Here is a 22,532-nt window from a genome sequence, read left to right as displayed (position 1 = left end):
GGTGTCCTCCTGGCGGATTGTGTGAGCGGGTGGTGGGCTGGCTTATGCGGCGGGCGCAGCGAGGGGTCCCATATGTCCTCGTGTCCTCCCGCGCTCCTCGGCCGCGATCAGCGTCTCGGTGACGATTGCCTCGACCCCGGGGACGATCGGGTTAATGTCGATGTCGTCGAGGACGTCGCGAGAGGTCTGCGGGCCGCGCATGTCACAGACACGGGCAGAATCCGCGACCTGCATCGCGGAGGCATTCGGGCAGGAGTCGCACGCAATGACGGTGACGCCGCAGCGCCTGAGGGCGATGCCCGGTTCCTCGCCGAGTTCTCCGGAACCCAGCAACAGGACACGCGCGGGCAGCGCCGTTGGTAGCGTCGCTGTCATGGTGTTTCCTCCCTCAACGATGTGTGTAGCCTATCGTGGATCAGCTGGGCCAGGAGGACTCCCACGCCCGCGACTTGCGCAATCTGCTCGGGCGTTGCCTCACGCAGGCGCTTCACGGAGCCGAAGTGTTTCAGCAACGCGGCCTGTCGCGCCGGTCCAACCCCCGGGATGGAGTCCAGGACGGAACGGCGCGTCGCCCGCGAACGACGCTTACGATGCTTGGTGATCGCGAATCGGTGCGATTCGTCGCGCAGGTACTGCAGCAGATAGAGGGCCTCGGAGGTACGCGGTAGGATCAGGGGGAATTCGTCTCCGGGAATCCACACCTCTTCAAGGCGTTTGGCCAGCCCGACGACCGCCACATCCGCGCCCACGGCGTCGAGCGCAGACCGGGCGGCGTTCACCTGGGGAAGACCGCCGTCGACGACGACCAGGTCGGGTCGGTAAGAGAATCGCTTGGGGCGTCCCGTCGCCGCTTCGATGGGGCCCGAGGCGTAGGGGACTCCGTCTTCGTCCTCCCCCTCAAGGCCCGCTTCCTCGGCGAGAAGGCGGCTAAAGCGTCTCGTTAAAACCTCGCTCATCGCGCTCGTGTCGTCGGGGGTTCCCGTGCCGTCCTGGCCGCGAATGTTGTAGGTACGGTACGCGTCCTTGCGCGGCATGCCGTCCTCGAAGACGACCATCGAAGCGACCTGGTTCTCACCCCCCGTATGCGACACGTCGTAGCACTCGATACGCAGCGGCGCTCCCGGCAGATTGAGACTCTCCGCCAGCTGTTCGAGGGCCTGTGAGCGGGCGGTAATGTCCCCGGCTCTCTTCGTGCGGTGCAGGGTCAACGCCTGGCGAGCGTTCTCCGTGACGGTGTCCATGAGTTGAGCCTTCGGTCCCCGCCTGGGAACGCGAACCGCCACGGAAGCGCCGCGCAGCTGTCCCAACCACCGTGCGATGAGTTCCTTCTCCTGTGGATCAACAGAGACCAGCACCTCCCGAGGCACAGCGGAAGTGGGGGTATGGGCCACGTCGTCCACGCTGACGGCTGCCACCTTCTCCGCTTTCCCGGCCTCGGGCTGACTACCCGAGGCTAAGGAGTACACCTGCTCCAGCAGTCGCGACATGAGGGCCGCGTCGTCGGCCTCGTCCACGCGTTCAATCACCCATCCTCGCGTGCCCCGGATACGCCCGCCGCGCACATGGAACACGTGGACGGCTGCGTCCAGCTCATCGCTCACCAGGGAAAACACATCCGCGTCCGCGCCGTCGTCCAGAACAACGACGTTACGCTCAAGCACAGTTCGCAGGGCAATCACGTCATCCCGTAGCTTCGCGGCACGCTCAAAGTCGAGCTCAGCCGACGCCGCGCGCATCTGGGCCTCCAAGTCACGGATCACCGGACCCGTTCGCCCCTCCATAAACTGACACAACCCCTCGGCCAACTCCCGGTGATCCTGCGCCGAGATGCGTCCGACGCACGGCGCCGAGCACTTGTCGATGTAGCCCAGCAGGCACGGGCGCCCCTGCGCCTTCGCCCGCACAAACACCCCCGTCGAACATGATCGCATCGGAAAGACACGCATCAGCTGGTCAATCGTCTCCCGGATCGCCCACACCTGCGTGTAGGGGCCGAAGTAGCGCGAACCCGCGCGCTTGCGTTCGCGAGTCACCTGGACTCGCGGGAAAGACTCCCCCATCGACACAGCCAAATAGGGGTAGGATTTATCGTCTTTAAATATGACGTTGAAGCGCGGATTGAATTCTTTGATCCATGTGAACTCGAGCGTGAGCGCCTCGACCTCGGAGCGAACGACGGTCCACTGCACGGCGCCCGCACTCGTCACCATCTGCTGGGTGCGCGGGTGCAGGTTCGCTAGGTCCTGGAAGTAGCTCGTCAGCCGGTTTCGCAGGTTCTTGGCCTTGCCAACGTAAATGACTCGGCCGCAAGGATCCGAAAAGCGATAGACGCCCGGAGAGGTCGGGATGTCTCCCGTACGGGGGCGGTACGTTAAAGGATCTGGCACTCTCTCAGGGTACGAGGCCCCGCTCGGTCGTGCCCAACACTCACTGAGTGCGTGCAATATGTCATGAAACCCCTATAGGACGAAACCGCATCCCGGCGACGACGCCCGTAGGCATATACTGACCTTGGCCACGAATTGACCCGTTCTTGACCGATGAGTTATCACCACTGCACAAAGAAGGACGTTCATGTTCACCTCCACCCAAGAGGTCGCAGACTTTATCTCCGAACAGAACATTGAACTCGTCGACGTCCGTTTTTGCGACGTCCCCGGTGTTCAGCAGCATTTTACGATTCCCGTGAGCGAATTTTTGGACGCCGCCGCCTCCAACGGCCTCATGTTCGACGGCTCTTCGGTACGCGGTTTTACCGCCATCCACGAGTCCGACATGAAACTCGTTCCCGATATTGCCTCGGCCTTCGTCGACCCCTTCCGCAAACGCTCAACCCTCGTCGTCAACTTCTCGATCGTCGACCCCTTCACCGACGAACCATTCTCACGAGATCCCCGTCAGGTCGCCGCGAAGGCCGAAGCCTACCTGCGCTCGACCGGAATCGCCGACCAGTGCTTCATTGGGGCCGAAGCCGAGTTCTACCTCTTCGACGACGTGCGCTACCAGGTCGCCCCACACAACACGTTCTTCTCCGTTGACTCTCCCGAGGCCTATTGGAACACGGGCCGCATGGAAGAGGGAGGCAACACGGGTTACAAGGTCCCCATCAAGGGTGGTTATTTCCCCGTCTCCCCCGCCGACAAGTACGCCGACGTGCGCGACGAGATGAGCCGCCTGCTCAAGCAGGTCGGCCTGATGGTCGAGCGCGCACACCATGAGGTCGGCTCGGGCGGGCAGCAGGAGATCAACTACCGCTTCGCGACCCTGCAGACCGCGGCCGACGACATGATGAAGTTCAAGTACGTCATCAAGAATGCGGCCCTGGAATTTGGCCACTCGGCGACCTTCATGCCCAAGCCCCTGTTCGGCGACAACGGCTCCGGCATGCATACGCACATCTCGCTGTGGAAGAACGGCGAGCCGCTGTTTTACGATGAACGCGGCTACGGTTCTCTCTCGGACACTGCCCGCTGGTTCATCGGCGGACTGCTGGAACACGCCCCAGCCCTGCTGGCCTTCACGAACCCGTCGGTGAACTCTTTCCGCCGCCTGGTTCCCGGCTTCGAGGCGCCAATCAACCTGGTTTATTCCGCTCGCAACCGTTCCGCGTGCATCCGCATTCCCGTGACCGGGACGTCACCGAAGGCCAAACGGGTTGAGTACCGAGTTCCCGACCCGAGCGCCAATCCTTACCTGGCCTTCTCCGCATGCCTCATGGCGGGCATCGACGGCATTAAGCACCGCATCGAGCCGGCAGCGCCGATCGACAAGGATCTCTACGAGCTGCCTCCGGCCGAGTACCAGGACATCGCGAAACTGCCCAGCTCGCTTGAGGGCGCCCTCGACGCGCTGCGCGAGGATTACGAGTTTCTCACCGAGGGTGACGTCTTCACCCAGGACCTCATCGACACCTGGCTGGACTACAAGGAAAATAACGAGGTGGCCCCTATGCGCGCCTACCCGCACCCCTACGAGTACCAGCTCTACTACGACCTGTGATCTAGTCGTCACTTCAGCCACCCTCACCCCTTTTGCGGGACAGGGGTCGCCTCGTAGCGGATAGACTCGCATCGAATCTGTTGTTCAGTCTTTGAACCGACACCCGGAGGGACACGATGAAGCGTATGCGCGACGGCTCCTACACGATAAAGCCGACATACACGGTGGGCGACCACGACATCGTCCCCGACATGCTGATACAGCGGGCCCTCGCCCACCCCGACCAGGTGGCCGTCGAACAGCGCTCCTCCGTCGGCGCGGCGCGCCACCTGACCGCTGCCGAGCTACAGCGCCAGGTCGAGTACACGGCCTGTGGGCTCATCGGACTGGGAATCGAATCAGGTCACGCCGTCGCGATCCTGGCCCCAACCTCGTACGAGTGGCTGCTGCTGGACCTCGCCCTCCTGTCGATCGGTGCGATCACTGTTCCCATCTACGAATCTGACTCGGCCGCGCAGATCGAACATATCCTGACCGACGCCCACGTCACCCGCGTCTTTACGGCTACGACCCAGCAGGCTGAGCTGGTACGAACGGTCACCCCATCCTGCACGATCTCCGTGGATTCCTTCGACCGCGGCGCCCTGCGAAAGGTCGCGCGCGCCGCCGCCGATGTCACGATCGAGGACGTGCAGCGCCGTCGGGCCACAATCGCCTCTCGTGACGTAGCGACCATCATCTACACCTCGGGCACGACGGGCACCCCGAAGGGCGTCGCCCTGACGCACGCGAACTTTATCGCGACCGCGCAAGGCGCACGCCAGATTCTCGGAAACGTCATTGATTCCCCGTCAACGCGGCTCCTGCTCTTCCTGCCCGTCGCCCACGTCCTGGCCCGCCTGGTCATGCACGTCGCTCTCTCCGGCCAGGGCGTGCTCGGATTCTCCCCCAACATCAAGAACCTGCTGCCCGACATCCAGGCGTTCCAGCCATCGGTTCTGCTCGTCGTGCCCCGCGTCCTTGAAAAGGTCTACAACGCCGCCAGCGCCAAGGCCGGTGGCGGCCTCAGGGGCCGTGTCTTTGCGTGGAGTGCCAAGCAGGCGCGCTCCTACTCTCTTGCCTCCGAGAAGGCTTTTGGGCCAGGTCCCATCAAGAGGATGCGCCACGGACTGGCGGATGCCCTGGTGCTGAAGAAGATCCGCTCGATCCTGGGCCCCAACCTGCGCTATATCGTCTCGGGTGGCGCTCCGCTGGCCACCGACCTCGCGCACTTTTACTCCGGCATGGGCTTCACCCTGCTGCAGGGCTACGGCCTGAGCGAGACCACGGGACCGATCGCAGTCCAGCACATCGGCAAGAACCCGGTCGGAACGGTCGGACTCCCCCTGCCGGGCAACTTTATCAAGATCGCGAAGGATGGCGAGATCCTGGTGCGCGGCCAGTCCGTCATGCCGGGCTACTATCACCTACCCGAGCAGACGGCCGAGGTCATGACCGACGGTACCTGGTTCCACACAGGCGACCTCGGCTCCATCGACCGCAGGGGCCAGCTGACCATCACGGGCCGTAAGAAGGAGCTTATCGTCACAGCGGGAGGCAAGAACGTCTCACCGGAGGTCCTGGAGGATGCCCTGGCCACTCACCCGCTCATCGCGAACGTGATCGTCGTCGGCGACCAGCGCCCCTACGTCGGTGCCCTTTTCACCCTCGATGCCGACATGCTGCCCACCTGGCTGTCCAAGCATGGGCTCCCCACGTATTCTCCCACCGAGGCCGCTGCCCTTCCGCAGGTCCGCGATTCCCTGGAGAGGGCCGTCGAACGCGCCAACAGGGTCGTTTCTCGTGCGGAGTCAATTCGTAAGTTCCGTATCATCGACGCTACTTTCACCGTAGAGAACGGCTACGTGACGCCCTCCATGAAGCTTCGTCGCCGCAAGGTGCTCGCGGACTACGCCTTTGAGGTTGATGCGTTGTACGGCGGGCCCGTGTCGGCGGAGCCGACCAAGAAACGTCGTTTCTTTGGCTTGGGCAAAAAGAAATGAACGGTATAGAACAACCCCGGGAAGGGACTGGAATGACGGTACGCAGGCTCGCCGACGGCTCGTGGGAGTCAATCGCCACGCGCGAGGCCACCGAGGACATGAACCTACCGAAGATGCTTCACCAGCGCGCGGCCTCGCATCCCGGTCAGGTCGCGATCGAACGACGCTCGAACGTGGGGGCGTGGCGCCGGGTGACGATGGAGGAGTTCCTCGCGGAGGTTGATTCCATCGCGCGCGGCCTCATCGGTATCGGCCTGCAGGCCGGCGAACACCTGGCGATCCTGGCGCCGACATCCTACGAGTGGGCTCTCATGGATGCCGCTGCCCTGTCCTGCGGGGCGATCACGGTCCCGATCTACGAGACCGATTCTGCCGCCCAGATCGCCCACATCCTGGCTGACGCGGACGTGCGAATCGTCATCACGGCGACCACACAGCAGGCCGAGCTGGTCGAGTCCGTGCGAACCGAGAGAGTGCGCCAGATTCTCTCCCTCGATCGCGGCGCCGAGCGGGAGCTGAGCGGCGCGGCGCAGGGCGTGTCCGTCGACGAGGTGCGCGTCCGCACCGACGCCGTCCGCCTCGGCGACGAGGCAACGATCATCTACACCTCTGGGACCACGGGGAAACCCAAAGGGGTCATCCTGACGCATGGCAACTTTATTTCGCCGATGCTCCAGGCCTATGACTTCCTGCCGCTTCTCATCAACGATCCGAAGTCGCGTTCCCTGCTTTTCCTGCCCGTCGCCCACGTCCTGGCGCGTTTCGTCATGTACTGCCTTCTCGCCGGCCAGGGCGTCGTCGCGTTCTCTCCGGACACCCGCAACCTCGTCAGCGACATCGCGAGCTTCAAGCCAACGATGCTCCTCGTCGTACCCCGCGTCATGGAGAAGGTGTACAACGCGGCCGCAGCGAAGGCTGGAGGTGGCGTGAAGGGACGTCTGTTCTCCTGGGCGGCCAAGCAGGCGCGCGCGCTGTCTCAAGCGAGCGCCTACGCGGACACTCCCCTGCCCGAGTCAGCTGTGGCCGGGCCGGGGCCGGATACGACTCCCGTTCCCGACGCCTCGGCGACGCCATCACCCGGCCCGTCGACGGCGCTGAAGCTGCGCGGGCGCGTCGCGGACGCGCTGGTACTGTCGAAGGTCCGTGCCATCCTGGGCCCCAACCTGCACACGATCATCTCGGGCGGCGCCCCCTTGGCCGTCGACCTGGCGAACTTCTACCGCGGCCTGGGCATCACCCTGCTGCAGGGCTACGGCCTGAGCGAAACGACCGGACCCGTCTCTGTGGAGACTCCGCAGGATTTCCCCCCGGATTCGGTCGGCTTCGCTTGGCCGGGCAACCGCTTAAAGATCGCTGCCGACTCCGAGCTCCTGGTCCGGGGCATCTCCGTGTCCAAGGGCTACCACAACCTGCCCGAGGCGACCGCCGACGCTTTTGTTGATGGCTGGTTTAAGACGGGCGACCTGGCATCGATCGACGATCGCGGACACCTGCGTATCACGGGACGTAAGAAGGAACTGATCGTCACCGCGGGCGGTAAGAACGTGTCGCCGGAGGTCCTCGAAGAGTCTTTATCGACGCACCCGCTCATCGCGAACATTGTCGTCGTGGGCGAGGGCCGCCCCTACATCGGTGCCCTTATCGCCCTGGACACCGAGATGCTGCCCGAGTGGCTGACCCGCCACGGTCTGTCGGTCGTTGACGCCGCGCAGGCGGCGGATCTGCCCGAGGTTCGCGCCTCCCTGGAGAAAGCAATCGCGCGCGCCAATAGGGCGGTCTCCCGCGCCGAGTCGATCCGCCGATACCGGATCGTCAACGCGGCGTTCACCGTGGAGAACGGCTACATGACCCCCTCGCTCAAGCTCAAGAGGAGCCGCGTCTTAGCGGACTTCGCGTCCGAAGTCGACGCGCTCTACGCCTCGGGCGAGACAGCCAATGACAAGGAGTAATCCCCACCCCCGCGAGGGAACGCTGACGCGCAGAAGTGGCTCCGGTCTCGCACCCATCACGGACGAGGCCGGGGTGCGCCGCGGGCGCGCGCCTAGTCGCGACCGCGCCTGCCCGCGATGTACGCGCAAAAAACCGCAAGGAGGACGGCGGTTGCCGCCACCGGCAGGGGAATCCAATACGTCAGGCGCCAGGCGAACTCCATGATGCCGGCAATGACCATCGCGGCCAGCAGAAACAGGTGGAAGGCACGCGACCAGAGGAAGCCATCCGAACCGGCGCTCCACAAGGAAGCGAGCGTCACCAGCAAGAACACGCCCGCAACGGTATAGAGCGCACCAACCATGCCCAGCTGCCACGTGTGTCGGGCCTCCGCCTGCACGAGGACGCACAGGCTCAGGTTCCCGACACCCGCGACGAAACCACAGGACAGACCAAAGACACGCGATCGTTTTGCCGCCCGAGCCATAAGAGCGGCGATCGTCAGCGCAGCGGCAACGCCAATGAGCGCGTTAACCAGGAGGTGAACCCACGTGGGCCAGTAGTACGTGTGTCCGAAATACCGATATGCCGGAAGCATAAGTCCCATCCTAGACGCTGCTATGCACCCGCTGCGTCGCGCGCGGCTTCCTTCGCGAGCACCTCGGCCAGGTACTGCCCGGTAAAGGAATCCTCCACCCGCGCCACCTGTTCGGGAGTGCCCTCTGCGACAACCGAACCGCCACCGGCTCCGCCCTCCGGCCCCATGTCGATGATCCAGTCGGCGCTCTTGATGACATCTAGGTTGTGCTCGATGACGATGACGGTGTTGCCCTTGTCCGCCAGCGACTGCAGCACCAGCAAAAGCTTGCGGATATCCTCCGAGTGCAACCCCGTCGTCGGCTCATCCAACACGTAGACCGTGCGCCCCGTGGAGCGCCGCTGCAGTTCGGAGGCGAGCTTCACGCGTTGTGCCTCGCCGCCTGACAGCGTCGTGGCGCTCTGGCCGAGCCTGACGTACCCCAGGCCCACCTCGACCAGCGTGTTCAGGTGCCGAGCGATGCGGGAGATAGGCGCAAAGAACTCGGCGGCCTCGGCGATCGGCATGCCCAGCACGTCCGCGACCGTCTTTCCCTTGTACTCGACCTCCAGGGTCTCGCGGTTGTAGCGAGCCCCGTGGCAGACCTCGCAGGGCACGTACACGTCTGGCAGGAAGTTCATTTCGATCTTGAGGGTGCCGTCGCCCTTGCAGGATTCGCAGCGGCCACCCTTGACGTTGAAGGAGAAGCGGCCCGGACCGTACCCGCGCACCTTTGCCTCCTGCGTCTCGGCAAAGAGCTTACGGATCTGGTCCCACACGCCCGTGTAGGTCGCCGGGTTCGACCTGGGGGTGCGGCCAATCGGGCTCTGATCGACGTGCACGACCTTATCCAGCTGCTCGATCCCCGTTATCGTGCGATGGCGTCCGGGCACCGTGCGCGCCCCGTTGAGGCGCGAGGCCAGGGTCCGGTACAGGATCTGGTTGACGAGCGTCGATTTGCCCGAACCGGACACGCCGGTCACGGCGGTGAAGACCCCGAGCGGGAAGGACACGTCCACGGTCTTCAGGTTGTGCTCGCGAGCTCCCTTCACGGTCACGACGCGCTTCTCGTCGATCGGGCGGCGGGTCGGTGGCACGACGATACGGCGCTTGCCGCACAGGTACTGCCCGGTCAGTGACTTCCGATTCGCCATCAGTTCCGAGAGCGGCCCGGAGTGGACCACCCACCCGCCGGTTTCACCCGCACCGGGGCCGATGTCGACGATCCAGTCTGCCGCCTCCATCGTCTCCTCGTCATGCTCCACGACGATGAGGGTGTTGCCGAGGTCGCGCAGGCGTTCCAGGGTGGCGATGAGCTTGCGGTTGTCGCGCTGGTGCAGGCCGATCGACGGCTCGTCCAGCACGTAGAGGACACCGACCAGCCCGGAACCGATCTGGGTGGCCAGGCGAATGCGCTGCGCCTCGCCGCCCGAGAGGGTGCCCGCGCCGCGCGAGAGGGTCAGGTAGGTGAGCCCAACGTCCACGAGGAAGGCCAGGCGCGCCTCGATTTCCGTCAAGATGGGCGCGGCGATCGAGCGGGCGCGCTGCTCCAGCTCAACGTCGGCCAGGAAGGCGCGCGCGTCCGCGATCGACATGTCGGAGAGCTCGGCGATCGACACGCCGCCGATGTGCACGGCCAGGACCTCCGGCTTCAGGCGGGCACCGAGACAGGTTGGGCACGGGATCTCGCGCATGTAGGAGTCGAGTTTCTCGCTGACCGCTACAGACTCGGTTTCCTTGCGCTTTCGTTCAATGTAGCTGATCGCGCCCTCGAAGCCCGTCGTATAGGATCGCTCGCGCCCCCACCGGTTGCGAAACTTGACGGTCACCTCGTAGTCCTTGCCGTACAGGATCGCGTCCTTAACCTTTTTCGGCAGGTTCTTCCACGGCGTGCCCATCGCGAAGCCCAGCTCCTTGGACAAGGATTCGAGCAGCTTCATGTGGTACTTGTTATTCGCTGTCCAGGGGATGACCGCCCCGTCCGCCAGCGAGAGTTCCTCGTCGGGAACGACCAGCTCGGGATCCACCTCCAGGCGGAAGCCCAAGCCCGCGCAATCCGGGCACGCCCCGTAGGGGGCGTTGAAGGAGAAGGTGCGCGGCTCGATCTCGTCGAGGGCCAGCGGGTGGTCGTTGGGGCACGCGCGCTTTTCGGAGAAGCGGCGGCGGCGATCCGGATCGTCTGCATCCAAATCAACGCAATCGATAACGACGAGGCCATCGGACAGACGCAACGCCGTCTCAACGGAGTCCGTCAGGCGCTGACGCACGCCCTCACGTACCACCAGGCGGTCAACAACGACCTCGATCGTGTGTTTGAGCTTCTTCTCCAGCTTCGGTGCGTTCTCCAGGCGCACTGCCTCGCCGTCGATGATCGCACGCGTGTAGCCGTCCGATCGAAGCTCGTCGATGAGGTCCTGGTACTCGCCCTTGCGCCCACGAACGATGGGTGAGAGCACCTGGAAACGCGTCCCGTCCTCCATCGTTCGCACGCGATCGACGATCTGCTGCGGGGTTTGTGCCTGGATGCGGGCGCCGCATGTCGGGCAGTGCGCGACGCCGGCGCGCGCGAAGAGCAGTCGCAGGTAATCGTGAATCTCCGTGATGGTGCCCACGGTGGAGCGCGGGTTGCGCGACGTCGACTTCTGATCGATCGACACCGCGGGTGACAGGCCTTCGATGAAATCGACGTCGGGCTTATCCATTTGCCCCAGGAATTGGCGGGCGTACGAGGACAGCGATTCGACATAGCGTCGCTGTCCCTCGGCGAAAATCGTGTCGAAGGCCAGCGAGGACTTCCCCGATCCCGACAGTCCCGTGAAGACGATCATGGAGTCGCGGGGAAGCTCGAGACTCACGTCCTTCAGGTTGTGTTCGCGGGCACCCTGGATGATTAGCTTGTCATGCACCCCTCGATACTATCCGCCGCCTGGGAAAATCAGCGGATGAGGGCTACTGTTACGGGTATGGCATACTACGCAGTCGAATACGTCTATAACCCCACCATGACCGAGACGATGGATGAGGTCCGTCCACGCCACCGCGCTTTCTTGTCCGGCCTGCTTGAGCAGGGCGTCAATATCGCGTCGGGCCCGCTCCTCGGGGAGGTCCCCGGAGCCCTCATCCTCGTGAGCGCTCCGGACCAGGAAGCCGTCGAGCGTATCCTCAACGAAGATCCTTTCTACGTCGCCGAGGTCATCCAGGCGCGCCTGATCCGCGAGTGGAACCCCGTCATACGCGTTTTCTGAGCGCCCCGCGAACGATGCTGGGGCCGTCTGCTTCACAGGGGCCCGACCTCGCCGCGCGCCTATTCCCGAAGCGATCGGGCAAATTGCCGCGCGTAGAAGACGCGCTGCGCGCACTCGATGAGAACCGCCGCACACGCGCCAACGCCGGCGACCGCCAGCCACTCGCCTCCGGTGGGCAGCACCATCGAGAAGAAAACGCGGACCGGCGAGATCATGACCCCACCGATGGTCGCCGTCGTAACGCTCGCGAGCAGCACCCACTTCCAGGGCGACAGCGGGCGTGACGTGATCACCAAAAGCCAGATAGCGCCCAGCATCAGCGACAGGATTGCCGCAGTAGATTCGCGCGCCTGAGGCGGCCCTTCGACAATGCCAAAGGCAACCAGGGCGGCAGCTGACAAGACCAGGCCCGTCGGCATCGCGAGGGACAGTGTTCGCTTCAGGAAACCGGGCACGTACCTCCTGGTGTTTGGCCACAGTGCCAGGAAGAACGCGGGGATACCGATCGTCAGGGAGTCGATGTAGCTGAACTGGCGAGGCAGGAACGGATAGCGCCAGCCGACCAGCGCAGTCACGATCACGAGGACGGCGGCGTAGGTCGTTTTGGCCAGGAACAGCGAGGACACTCGCTCCATGTTGGCGATGATGCGCCTCCCCTCGGACAGGACACCCGGAAGCACCGAGAACTTCGAGTCCACCAGCACAATCTGGGCGACCGCCTTCGTGGCCTGGGTACCGTTGCCCATGGCGATACCCAGATCCGCGTCCTTCAGGGCCAACGCATCGTTCACCCCGTCGCCGGTCATCGCGACGCAGTGATCGCGTGCCTGCAGGGCGCCGACCATCGCGCGCTTCTGCTCGGGGGTGACGCGCCCGAAAACGTCGTGCGCCTCAATTGCGTCGATAAAGGCTTGCGAGGTGAGATCTTCTGGGAGATCGCGGGCGTCCATCAGGCGAGCCGGGCTGCCTTCCGGCGCAGTCAGGCCCGCCTGGGCCGCCAGCGCGCCCACGGTCGTGGGGTTATCCCCGGAGATCACGCGCACGTGGACTCCCTGGGACCGGAAGTAGTCCAGCGTCTGCGCGGCGTCGGGCCGCAGGTCTTCCTCTAAAGTGATCAGCGCGGCGACGTCACGCTGGCAGGGCAGCTGGTCGTCGATCACTTGAGCGTCGGCGTGCACGAGCGCGACAACACGCGCGCCCCCCTTGGCGATGCCGCGCACGCGCTCCAATAGGTCTCCGTTGCCAGCAGCGGACTCGTTGATGACGATCTCTGGCGCCCCCAGTATCCAGGATTCTGTTTGCGTGCCCCAGGCGCTCCACTTGCGCGCCGAAGAGAAGGGTACGCTCCACTCAGCCCGGTCCTGTGCTCCGGCGAGGCTCTTTCCATCCAGGTGGTCCCAGATCGCCTGCGCGGTCGCGTTCGTCCTGTCGCTCGCCACGCTGGCGAGCGCACGGCGCACCGTCTCCTCGTCCCCAGCCACGACCTCGACGCCGCGAACGCGGATGCCGCCCGTCGTGAGTGTTCCGGTTTTGTCCAGGCACAGGCAATCGACGCGAGCAAGCACCTCGACAGCTGGCAGCTCCTGAACGAGCACCCCGCGACGTGCCAGGGTCGCTGACCCAATCGCGAAGTTCATGGACGTGAGCAGCACCAGGCCCTGAGGGATCATACCGATCACGGAGGCGACGGACAGGACGAGGGCCTCGCGCCAATCGCCGCCCGCCCCACCGGCAATCCGATTCTGCGAGTAGAAGGTCAGGACGACGATCGGCACCAGCAGAACAGATACCACCTGCAGGACCCTGTTGATCGACAGCTGGATCTCGGACGCTGTGCGCGTAAAGGCGCGGGCCTGCTCGGATAGGCCCTGGGCATAGGCACGCTCACCCACAGCGGTGGCTATCATGCGTCCTGATCCAGCGACCACGCTGGTCCCCGCGAGCAGCGGATCTCCCGCCCTTTTCTTCACGGGGCGTGACTCCCCCGTCAGCAGGGATTCGTCAATCTCAAGGCCCGCGAAAGACAGCACCGTGCCGTCCACGCTCACCTGGTCACCCAGCGACAGCTCGATGACGTCGTCGAGCACGACATCACGGGCAGGAACCACCACCGCCGTCCCATCGCGCAACACGGTCGATTGAGGGGCATCCACGATGGCCAGAGAATCCAAGGTCCGTTTGGCCCGAAGTTCAGAGACGATTCCGATGATGGCATTAATCACCATCACGCCGCCAAAGATCCCATCCCTCACGTCGCCGAACAGCAAAACGATGATGGAAGCCGCGACGATGATCGCGTTGAACAGCGTCAACACGTTTTCACGCACGATGGAGGCCACCGAGCGGGACGTCCTGCTCTTCACCCGGTTCACCGCTCCGCGCGAGACCCTCTCTGCGACCTCAGCTGCGCTCAGGCCGTTCTCGGCGGATGCATGTACATCAGCACTCACGTGCTTCCCCCTCATTCATCGCGCTGCGTATCAGCGACGCAACCACAGTCGCCACGAGGGTCACCACGATGACCCCCAGCGACACTGACACAGAAATGACGGGCACCCACGACACGCCCCGGCCACCGTTGATGAACGGGAGGGTGTTTGCGTGCAGCGCCTCAAGAATGAGCTTGACGCCGATAAAGCTCAAAATCACGCCCAGCCCATAACCCAGGTAGACGAGCTTACAGAGCAGAGCATCCACGAGGAAGAACAGCTGGCGCAGCCCCATCAGTGCAAAGACGTTGCACGCGAACACTAAGAACGCCTGCGATGTGATGCCAAAGATCGCGGGAATCGAATCAAAAGCGAACATCAGGTCCGCCGATCCCAGGGCAAGCACGACCACGAACAGCGGGGTCAGGTAGGTGCGTCCGCCGTGGCGGTAGATCATCCGGTTTCCGATGAATCCATCCGTCACCGGCAGGATGCGGCGCACGAGGCGGATGAACGCATTCTCGTGGTATTCCTCTTCGTCCTCCCCTCCCGTCGCCGTTTCCTTGACCTGGACGAAGGCGGTCCACAGCAGCCATACGCCAAAGATGAAGAACACCCAGGAAAAACTCGACACCAGCGCGGCCCCCGCGAGGATGAAGACCAGCCTGAGCAGCAGCGCGATCACGATGCCCAGGAGCAGCGCCTTTTGCTGATTATCGCGCGGAACGCGGAAGGCCTTGAGGATAAGAATGAAGACGAAGAGGTTGTCGATGGACAGCGACCATTCCATGGCCCATCCCGCGTAGAATTCCTGGGCGTACAGCCACCCGTTGGTCAGCCAGACACCGACCCCAAACAGGCCGGACAGGCCCACGTAAAACGCGGTCCACCGCGCGGCCTCGGATGCCCTGGGCGGGTGTGGGTTACGAGCGTGTCCAAGGAAGTCGAGTGCGACCAGGCCGATCGCGACCAGCGCGAGAACGCCCCAGGCCCACGGGTGAATGACCATAAATACCTCTTAACTATACGTCCGTGGTATTCTACCGCCCTCCCGCGCCGATCTCTTCGTTCCCGCTGCGTGCCCACGAAACCGCGAGGGAGGCCACGACCGTGATGAGAATCGTAACGACGATAAACCCCAGGGAGAATGCGATCGTAGGTTCGGGCAGAAGCGTCACCTCGCGGCCACCGTTGATGAAGATCAGCTCGTTGGTGTGCAGCGCGTGGTTGATGAGCTTGAAACCGATAAAACCAAGGATCACGGCCAGCCCGTAGTGCAAAAATACGATGCGATTGGCCAGCCCGTCGATGAGGAAGTAGAGCTGTCGCAGGCCGAGCAGCGAGAACGCATTCGCGGCGAACACAAGGTAGGCCTCGGCGGTCAGGGAGTAGATCGCTGGGATCGAATCGACCGCGAACATGACGTCGGCGGTACCGATAGCCAGGACGCACAGGAGGAGCGGGGTGATGTACGTGCGTCCGCCGTGGCGATAGAGCATGCGTGAGCCGATGAATCCATCGGTGACAGGGACGATCTTGGACACCCAGCGCACGAGTAACGGGGGCTGGTACTCCTCCTCTTCAACGTCGTTCCCGGCACCTTCACGGACTTGGCTGATGGCGGTCCACAGCAGCCAGGCTCCGAAGATGTAGAACACCCACGAGAAGTTTTCGATGAGGGCCGCGCCAGTCAGGATGAACAGCAGGCGCAGAACCAGAGCAATCACGATGCCGGCCAGCAGTACCTCCTGCTGGTTCTTGCGTGGAACCCGGAAAGTGGACAATATGATGACGAACACGAAGAGGTTGTCGATGCTCAGCGCTTTCTCGGTGATGTAGCCACCCAGGTATTCCTGTCCGTACTGGGCGCCCCAGACGGCCCAGACGATCGCGCCGAAGACGAGGGCGATCGCTATGTAGGCGACCGACCAGGACGCGGCCTCTGTGAGGGTGGGTTCGTGGGGTGTGCGAACGTGGCCGACGATGTCAACGACGATCATGGTCAAGATGATGGCTGCGAGGATGATCCAGGCGAGCGCGTGCACGTGCATACGTGAAGCCTCCGGTACGAGTCGGGTACCGGAGGTCTCCTCCCGCCAGAAGCTTCTGGCCGGTGACGCCGGAGGCCGCGCCGCACGGGCGGGCCGTCGTGGTGACGACGCCACTGTTGGTGGGAGTACTCCCCTCCGCTTACGCGCCCATTCTAGTCGGCGGCTCACGCTCGCGCGCACTTCGTCGCGAGTGTCATCGGTCGCCTGAGCGAGGCGGATCGCCCGCACGCTGCCCAGAGGCCCCCGGTCCCTGTGCGGTGAGTAGGAACTCGGATCAGTGCGCCCGCTTCATCCCACGCAGTTCCTTCTTCAGATCTTCGATCTCGTCGCGCAGCCGGGCCGCGACCTCAAATTGCAGGTGCTCGGCGGCGGTCATCATCTGAGCGGAGAGTTCCTCGATGAGTTCGGCGAGTTCCGCCTCCGCGCGCTGCCCCGGCTTTAGTGGCGCGCCGCCCATGCGGCGGGCGGCGGCGCGGTCCTTCGCACTCTTCTCGCACCGATAGCCGCCTTCGAGGAGGGTCTGCGTATCGACCTGTTCGCGCGCGAGCATGTCCGTCACGTCGGAGATCTTCTTGCGAAGCGGCTGGGGATCGATGCCGTGTTCCTTGTTGTACGCGATCTGGATCTCTCGCCTGCGCATTGTCTCGGAGATGGCCTCGTTCATTGAATCCGTCACGTTGTCCGCATACATGTGGACCTCGCCGGAAACGTTGCGTGCGGCGCGGCCGATCGTCTGGATGAGGGAGCGGGTGGAGCGCAGGAAACCCTCCTTGTCGGCGTCGAGGATGGACACCAGGGAGACCTCGGGCAGGTCGAGGCCCTCGCGCAGCAGGTTGATGCCGACCAGGACATCGAAGGAGCCCAGGCGCAGTTCGCGCAGCAGCTCGACGCGGCGCAGCGTGTCCACGTCGGAGTGCAGATACTCCACCTTGACGCCACGCTCGGCGAGGTAGGTGGTGAGTTCCTCGGCCATCTTCTTGGTGAGCGTCGTGACCAGCACGCGCTCGTCGCGTTCGACGCGCAGGCGCACCTGTTCCAGCAGGTCGTCGATCTGTCCCTGCGTCGGCTTGACGACCACGAGTGGGTCGACGAGGCCCGTGGGCCGGATAATCTGCTCGACGACGCCGTCGGAGCGCTCGAGCTCGTAGGGCCCCGGCGTTGCGGACAGGTAGACGGTTTGCCCGATGCGCTGGGTGAACTCGTCCCATTTGAGGGGGCGGTTATCCATCGCGGAGGGCAGGCGGAAGCCGTAATCGACGAGGGTTCGCTTGCGCGACATATCCCCCTCGAACATCGCGCCGATCTGCGGGACGGTCACGTGGGACTCATCGATGATGAGCAGGAAGTCCTCGGGGAAGTAGTCGAGCAGCGTGTGCGGCGGTGTGCCGGGCCCTCGCCCGTCGATGTGCCGTGAGTAGTTCTCGACCCCCGCGCACGATCCGATTTCCTTGAGCATCTCCAGATCGAAGGTGGTGCGCATACGCAGGCGCTGTTCTTCGAGCAGCTTGTTCTGGGCGTGCAGCCACGCCAGGCGGTCGTCGAGCTCCTCCTCGATTGACTTGATCGCTTTCTTCATGCGTTCCTCGCCCGCCACGTAGTGCGACGCGGGGAAGAGATAGGTGTGGTCGACCTCGGAGATGACGTCGCCGGTGAGTGGGTGAAGCACGGCCAGGGAGTCGATCTCGTCGCCGAACATCTCGATGCGGATGGCGAGCTCCTCGTAAACGGGGATGATCTCGATCGTGTCTCCACGCACGCGGAAGGTGCCGCGCGTGAAGGCCATGTCGTTACGCACGTACTGCATGGCCACGAACCTGCGCAGCAGCGCATCGCGGTCGATCACCATTCCGCAGCTCAGCTCGATCATCCGCGCCACGTATTCTTCGGGCGTTCCCAGGCCGTAGATGCAGGAGACCGAGGAGACGACGACCGTGTCGCGCCTGGTCAAAAGCGAGTTTGTGGCGCTGTGGCGCAGGCGCTCCACCTCGTCATTGATGGAGGAGTCCTTCTCGATGAAGGTGTCCGTTTGCGGCACGTAGGCCTCGGGCTGGTAGTAGTCGTAGTAGGAGACGAAGTACTCAACGGCGTTGTTCGGTAGGAGCGCGCGGAACTCCGCAGCCAGCTGCGCGGCCAGGGTCTTGTTCGGTTCGAGCACCAGCGCGGGACGCTGCAGCTCCTCAATAAGCCACGCGGTGGTCGCGCTCTTGCCCGTGCCGGTCGCCCCCATGAGGACGACGTCCTGCTCGCCGTCGCGGATGCGTGCGGCCAGCTCGCGGATCGCCTTGGGCTGGTCGCCTGCCGGCGTGTACGGGGAGATTACCTCGAAGGGCTTGTCCTGGCGGATGACGGGTTCTTCGCTCACGCTACTACGCTACAGGCCGCCCGTCCCCGACGCCTGGAGGAGGGGACCCCACCGACAACACCACCCCGCGCAAGACTCGCCCGTCCCCGACGCCTGGAGGAGGGGCCCGGGTTCGCGACCAGTGTCACTGCCTCGGCCTGGACAATGGGCGCCCGCCATAAGGGGACAGCCAGCGCTCGTAGGCCTGTGCAGAGACGTTCTCCAGGTCGGCAATGCTCCCCCGGTTATCAATCCACACGTTTGCCGCGGCACGCCTTTCCTCTGACGAGGCCTGGGCGCGGATCCGGGCGCGTGCATCCTCAGGCAACATTCCCCTCCCCGCCAGGCGGCGGATCCGTTCCTCTTCGGGGGCATCCACCATGATGACGGCATCGAACAGGTCGATGCCGTCGCCCTCGACGAGGAGGGGGATGTCGTAGACGGCGAGGGCTCCCTCGGGAGCACCGTTCAGGATTGTCCAGGCACGCTCGGTAATGGCGGGGTGAGTGATCGCGTTCAGCTCCCGAACGCGCCCGTCGCATGCAAATACCCGGGACGCCAACAGCGAGCGATCAAGGGTTCCATCCGAGCGGATCAGGTCCGCTCCGAAGTGTTCGGCAACCTCACGCAACGCCCGAGTTCCGGGCTGGAGTATCTCGCGAGCGATCGCGTCGGCATCCGCCACAACCGCACCTAACGAGGCAAAAGTCCGCGTCACCGACGACTTCCCGGATCCGATTCCCCCGCTCACCGCGACGATGCGTGCGGGGCCGTTCAGGCGCAGCGGTCGGATAGGGCGCAGGAGGGAGGCCGCGCATCCTCCGCTGTTCAAGGAGCTTCTCACCCACCCAGCCTAGCCCGCCAGCGGTTGCGGTTGCGCGCCCTCATGAAAGAATTGATGCCGTTAAAGACCCCACACCAGCAAGCGAGTAGCAGTGACCCAGACAGTCAAGGACGATTCCACGCGGCGTTCGGGCACCGCAGCGCTCATCGCAACCTCGCTGACGCTGTTCTCCATGTTCTTCGGAGCCGGCAACCTGATCTTCCCCCCGATCATGGGCGCGTCGGCGGGAAGTAACCTCGGTCCTGCCATGATCGGATTCCTCATCGGCGGCGTCGCCCTGCCCGTCGTGTCGATCATCACGATCGCCCTGTCGGGAACGGATATGCGAGATCTGGTGAGCCGGGCTGGCAGGCCCTTCGGCCTCGCCTTCTCCTGCCTGGTATACCTGTCGATCGGAGCGTTCTACGCCCTGCCGCGCACGGGTGCGGTGTCCTTCTCGACGGCGGTGGCTCCCATCATTGGTTCCCAGTCGACCATCGCCTCGCTCGTCTTTAATCTGATCTTTTTCGGCATCGCGTTCTACCTGTCGTGGAATCCGTCGCACGTGATCGACAGCCTGGGAAAGGTGCTCACCCCCCTGCTGCTCGGCCTCCTTGTCCTGCTCGTCTTTCTGTGCCTCGCCTCGCTTCCGGCCTCGCATGATGCTCCGACCGGAACGTACGTGAGCACTCCCCTCGCGGCTGGATTGCTGGACGGGTACATGACCATGGATTCCATCGCCGCGCTGGCGTTCGGCATCATCGTCGTCACTTCGCTGGGACACACGGGCGGAGGCATCGGCGCGAAGGTTGTCCGACGCACGTCCCTGGCAGCTGCCATCGCGGGGTCGCTCCTGGCGCTGGTCTACGTCGGACTGGGGCTCATCGGGCACGTCATCCCTGGGGGTCAGGACTACACCGACGGAGCCAGCCTCCTGGCCGATGCGGCCCAGATGACGATGGGCTGGCCGGGGCAGCTCGTTTTCGGCCTCATTGTTTTAACGGCTTGCATGACGACCGCCGTCGGCCTGATCGCGGCAACCTCCGAGTTCTTTCACCGCCTGATCCCCGCCGTCTCCTACCGGACGTGGATCGTCATCTTCACCCTCATCTCGTATTTCCTCGCCTCGGCGGGACTGAGCTCAGTCCTGGCCGTCGCGGTCCCCATCATCACCTTCCTCTACCCCATCGCCATCACGGTTGTCGCCGTCACCATCGCCGCGCATCCTCTCCGCCTCCTGACCCCCGCGCAGTGGACCTTCCGGCTCGCGGCGTGGACAGCCACGGCGTGGTCGGGTGCAACCACGCTGGCACAGATCGGCGCCGGAGGCTCCTTCCTCGACGCCGTCCTAACGTGGAGCCCAGGCCAAGGCCTACAGCTCGGCTGGATCCTCCCCACGCTGATTGCATCCGCCATCGGCGCGTGCATCGACGCCAGGCTCATCACGCGCGCCGATAGGTGACGGAGCCGTTCGCCGCCCTACGACGTCCGCCCGTTTATATGTCGCGCAAACGTCGATCGTGGATCGCGCGACAGGAGAGAGCAACCTATTTGCAGCAGTAGTCGACCCGTGGCAGGGACCGTTCCCGCGCGCCAAGGCTCTCTGGCATGCGCCAGATCGGCCCGCGTAAAGCCAAGTGGTGGCCCCAGGATTTTCCTGGGGCCACCACTTGGCTTTACTTGCGTGAAATAACCGACTAGTTGTTCGTCAGCTTCTCACGCAGCGCGGCCAGTGCCTCGTCGGAGGCCAGGGTGCCCTCATTGTCGACCGGGGTCGAGTAAGAGGCCTGCTCCTCGATCGAGGGAGCAGCCTCGGCGTCCTCCTCGAGGGCCTTGCGTACCTGGGCCTTGTGGGCCTCCCAGCGGGCCTGAGCCTCGGCGTACTGAGCCTCCCAGGCCTCGCGCTGGGCGTCGAAACCTTCCATCCACTCCTGGGTCTCGGGATCGAAGCCCTCGGGGTACTTGTAGTTGCCGTTCTCATCGTACTCGGCAGCCATGCCGTACAGCGAGGGATCGAACTCGTCGGAGTTCGGGTCCACGCCCTCGTTGGCCTGCTTCAACGACAGGGAGATGCGACGACGCTCAAGGTCGATGTCGATGACCTTGACGAAGACCTCTTCGCCGACCTTGACGACCTGGTCCGGCAGCTCAACGTGACGCTGAGCCAGCTCGGAAATGTGCACCAGGCCCTCAATGCCGTCCTCGACGCGCACGAACGCGCCGAAGGGAACAAGCTTGGTGACCTTGCCGGGCACAACCTGGCCGATCGCGTGCGTGCGCGCGAAGGCCTGCCACGGATCTTCCTGAGTGGCCTTGAGCGACAGGGAGACACGCTCGCGATCCATGTCGACGTCGAGCACCTCGACGGTGACTTCCTGGCCGACCTCGACGACCTCGGACGGGTGATCGATGTGCTTCCAGGACAGCTCCGAGACGTGAACCAGGCCATCGACGCCACCGAGATCGACGAACGCGCCGAAATTGACGATGGAAGAGACGACGCCGGAACGCACCTGGCCCTTCTGGAGGGTGTGCAGGAAGTTCGTGCGGACCTCGGACTGGGTCTGCTCCAGCCACGCGCGGCGGGACAGGACCACGTTGTTGCGGTTCTTATCCAGCTCGATGATCTTCGCTTCGATCTCACGACCGATGTAGGGGGCGAGGTCGCGGACGCGACGCATCTCGACGAGGGAGGCGGGCAGGAAGCCACGCAGACCGATGTCCAGGATCAGGCCGCCCTTGACGACCTCGATAACGGTGCCGGTAACGACGCCGTCCTCTTCCTTGACCTTCTCGATCTTTCCCCACGCGCGCTCGTACTGCGCGCGCTTCTTCGACAGGAGGAGACGGCCTTCCTTGTCTTCCTTCTGGAGGACGAGCGCCTCGATCTGCTCGCCCACGGTGACGACGTCGTCCGGGTTGACGTCGTGCTTGATGGACAGCTCGCGAGAGAGGATGACGCCCTCCGTCTTGTAGCCGATGTCAAGGAGGACCTCGTCGCGGTCGACCTTGACGACAGTGCCCTCGACGATGTCGCCATCGTTGAAGTACTTGATGGTCTCGTCAATGGCTGCGATCAGGTCTGCTTCCGAACCAATGTCGTTGATAGCGACCTGCGGCGTATTGGTGGTCATGTAGTAGTTTCTCCGAAACGGA

At 64.1% G+C, this 22,532-nt stretch carries 15 protein-coding genes; 5 read left to right on the top strand and 10 right to left on the bottom strand.

From position 1 onward, the window contains the following. Nucleotides 1-42: 42 nt before the first annotated feature. Both BLT68_RS01630 and uvrC read right to left on the bottom strand, forming a co-directional pair. Nucleotides 43-375 carry a hypothetical protein gene (locus BLT68_RS01630; RefSeq protein WP_050694720.1) on the bottom strand — a complete coding sequence of 111 codons (333 nt, stop codon included), beginning with the start codon at nucleotides 373-375 and terminating at the stop codon, nucleotides 43-45. Beyond that, a complete protein-coding gene (gene uvrC / locus BLT68_RS01625; protein WP_050694719.1) occupies nucleotides 372-2,387 on the bottom strand; it encodes an excinuclease ABC subunit UvrC in 2,016 nt (671 codons plus the stop codon). Before uvrC ends, BLT68_RS01630 begins: the two co-directional genes overlap by 4 nt. Nucleotides 2,388-2,574: 187 nt before the next feature. Between uvrC and glnA the strand changes: the two genes are divergently transcribed. The 3 genes from glnA (at nucleotide 2,575) to BLT68_RS01610 (ending at nucleotide 7,930) form a co-directional block, all read left to right on the top strand. Then, nucleotides 2,575-3,999 (top strand): type I glutamate--ammonia ligase, encoded by a 1,425-nt coding sequence (gene glnA, locus BLT68_RS01620; protein WP_050694718.1) that lies wholly within the window; start codon nucleotides 2,575-2,577, stop codon nucleotides 3,997-3,999. Between the two features lie 116 nt (nucleotides 4,000-4,115). Then, on the top strand, nucleotides 4,116-5,981 hold the full coding sequence (locus BLT68_RS01615; protein ID WP_050694717.1) for an AMP-dependent synthetase/ligase: 1,866 nt from the start codon (nucleotides 4,116-4,118) through the stop codon (nucleotides 5,979-5,981). A 32-nt stretch (nucleotides 5,982-6,013) separates the two neighbouring features. After that, nucleotides 6,014-7,930, top strand: a complete 1,917-nt coding sequence (locus BLT68_RS01610; protein WP_050694716.1) for an AMP-dependent synthetase/ligase — start codon at nucleotides 6,014-6,016, stop codon at nucleotides 7,928-7,930. A gap of 92 nt (nucleotides 7,931-8,022) precedes the next feature. On the opposite strand, the gene BLT68_RS01605 is transcribed toward BLT68_RS01610, so the two are convergent. Further along, nucleotides 8,023-8,517, bottom strand: coding sequence for a hypothetical protein (locus tag BLT68_RS01605; protein WP_050694715.1), 495 nt, complete (start codon nucleotides 8,515-8,517; stop codon nucleotides 8,023-8,025). Between the two features lie 11 nt (nucleotides 8,518-8,528). Beyond that, the gene (uvrA, locus tag BLT68_RS01600) at nucleotides 8,529-11,393 is read right to left on the bottom strand and encodes an excinuclease ABC subunit UvrA (protein WP_074632563.1); all 2,865 of its coding nucleotides are present in this window, start codon (nucleotides 11,391-11,393) and stop codon (nucleotides 8,529-8,531) included. Nucleotides 11,394-11,450: 57 nt separating this feature from the next. On the opposite strand from uvrA, the gene BLT68_RS01595 reads away from it, so the two are divergent. Continuing rightward, complete coding sequence (locus tag BLT68_RS01595; protein ID WP_050694713.1) at nucleotides 11,451-11,732, top strand: YciI family protein; 282 nt, start codon at nucleotides 11,451-11,453, stop codon at nucleotides 11,730-11,732. 59 nt (nucleotides 11,733-11,791) lie between these two features. Here the strand turns inward: BLT68_RS01595 and BLT68_RS01590 are convergent, their stop codons facing one another. The 5 genes from BLT68_RS01590 to coaE form a co-directional block, all read right to left on the bottom strand. Next, on the bottom strand, nucleotides 11,792-14,197 hold the full coding sequence (locus BLT68_RS01590; RefSeq protein ID WP_131800058.1) for an HAD-IC family P-type ATPase: 2,406 nt from the start codon (nucleotides 14,195-14,197) through the stop codon (nucleotides 11,792-11,794). Next, a complete protein-coding gene (locus tag BLT68_RS01585; protein WP_050694711.1) occupies nucleotides 14,172-15,170 on the bottom strand; it encodes a TerC/Alx family metal homeostasis membrane protein in 999 nt (332 codons plus the stop codon). Before BLT68_RS01585 ends, BLT68_RS01590 begins: the two co-directional genes overlap by 26 nt. A 31-nt stretch (nucleotides 15,171-15,201) precedes the next feature. Further along, complete coding sequence (locus BLT68_RS01580; RefSeq protein WP_070779015.1) at nucleotides 15,202-16,212, bottom strand: TerC family protein; 1,011 nt, start codon at nucleotides 16,210-16,212, stop codon at nucleotides 15,202-15,204. A gap of 274 nt (nucleotides 16,213-16,486) precedes the next feature. Beyond that, nucleotides 16,487-18,574 carry an excinuclease ABC subunit UvrB gene (uvrB, locus tag BLT68_RS01575; RefSeq protein ID WP_050694709.1) on the bottom strand — a complete coding sequence of 696 codons (2,088 nt, stop codon included), beginning with the start codon at nucleotides 18,572-18,574 and terminating at the stop codon, nucleotides 16,487-16,489. Between the two features lie 124 nt (nucleotides 18,575-18,698). After that, complete coding sequence (gene coaE / locus BLT68_RS01570; protein WP_050695759.1) at nucleotides 18,699-19,331, bottom strand: dephospho-CoA kinase; 633 nt, start codon at nucleotides 19,329-19,331, stop codon at nucleotides 18,699-18,701. 157 nt (nucleotides 19,332-19,488) lie between these two features. Between coaE and brnQ the strand changes: the two genes are divergently transcribed. Continuing rightward, nucleotides 19,489-20,838, top strand: coding sequence for a branched-chain amino acid transport system II carrier protein (brnQ, locus tag BLT68_RS01565; RefSeq protein ID WP_074632558.1), 1,350 nt, complete (start codon nucleotides 19,489-19,491; stop codon nucleotides 20,836-20,838). Between the two features lie 235 nt (nucleotides 20,839-21,073). On the opposite strand, the gene rpsA is transcribed toward brnQ, so the two are convergent. Then, nucleotides 21,074-22,510 carry a 30S ribosomal protein S1 gene (gene rpsA / locus BLT68_RS01560; RefSeq protein ID WP_050694708.1) on the bottom strand — a complete coding sequence of 479 codons (1,437 nt, stop codon included), beginning with the start codon at nucleotides 22,508-22,510 and terminating at the stop codon, nucleotides 21,074-21,076. Between the last annotated feature and the right edge of the window lie 22 nt (nucleotides 22,511-22,532).

This window comes from Schaalia meyeri (assembly GCF_900105015.1).
GTDB lineage: Bacteria > Actinomycetota > Actinomycetes > Actinomycetales > Actinomycetaceae > Pauljensenia > Pauljensenia meyeri.
The sequence above is the reverse complement of the archived record's forward strand: the minus strand, read 5'-3'. Positions and strand labels throughout refer to the sequence as shown.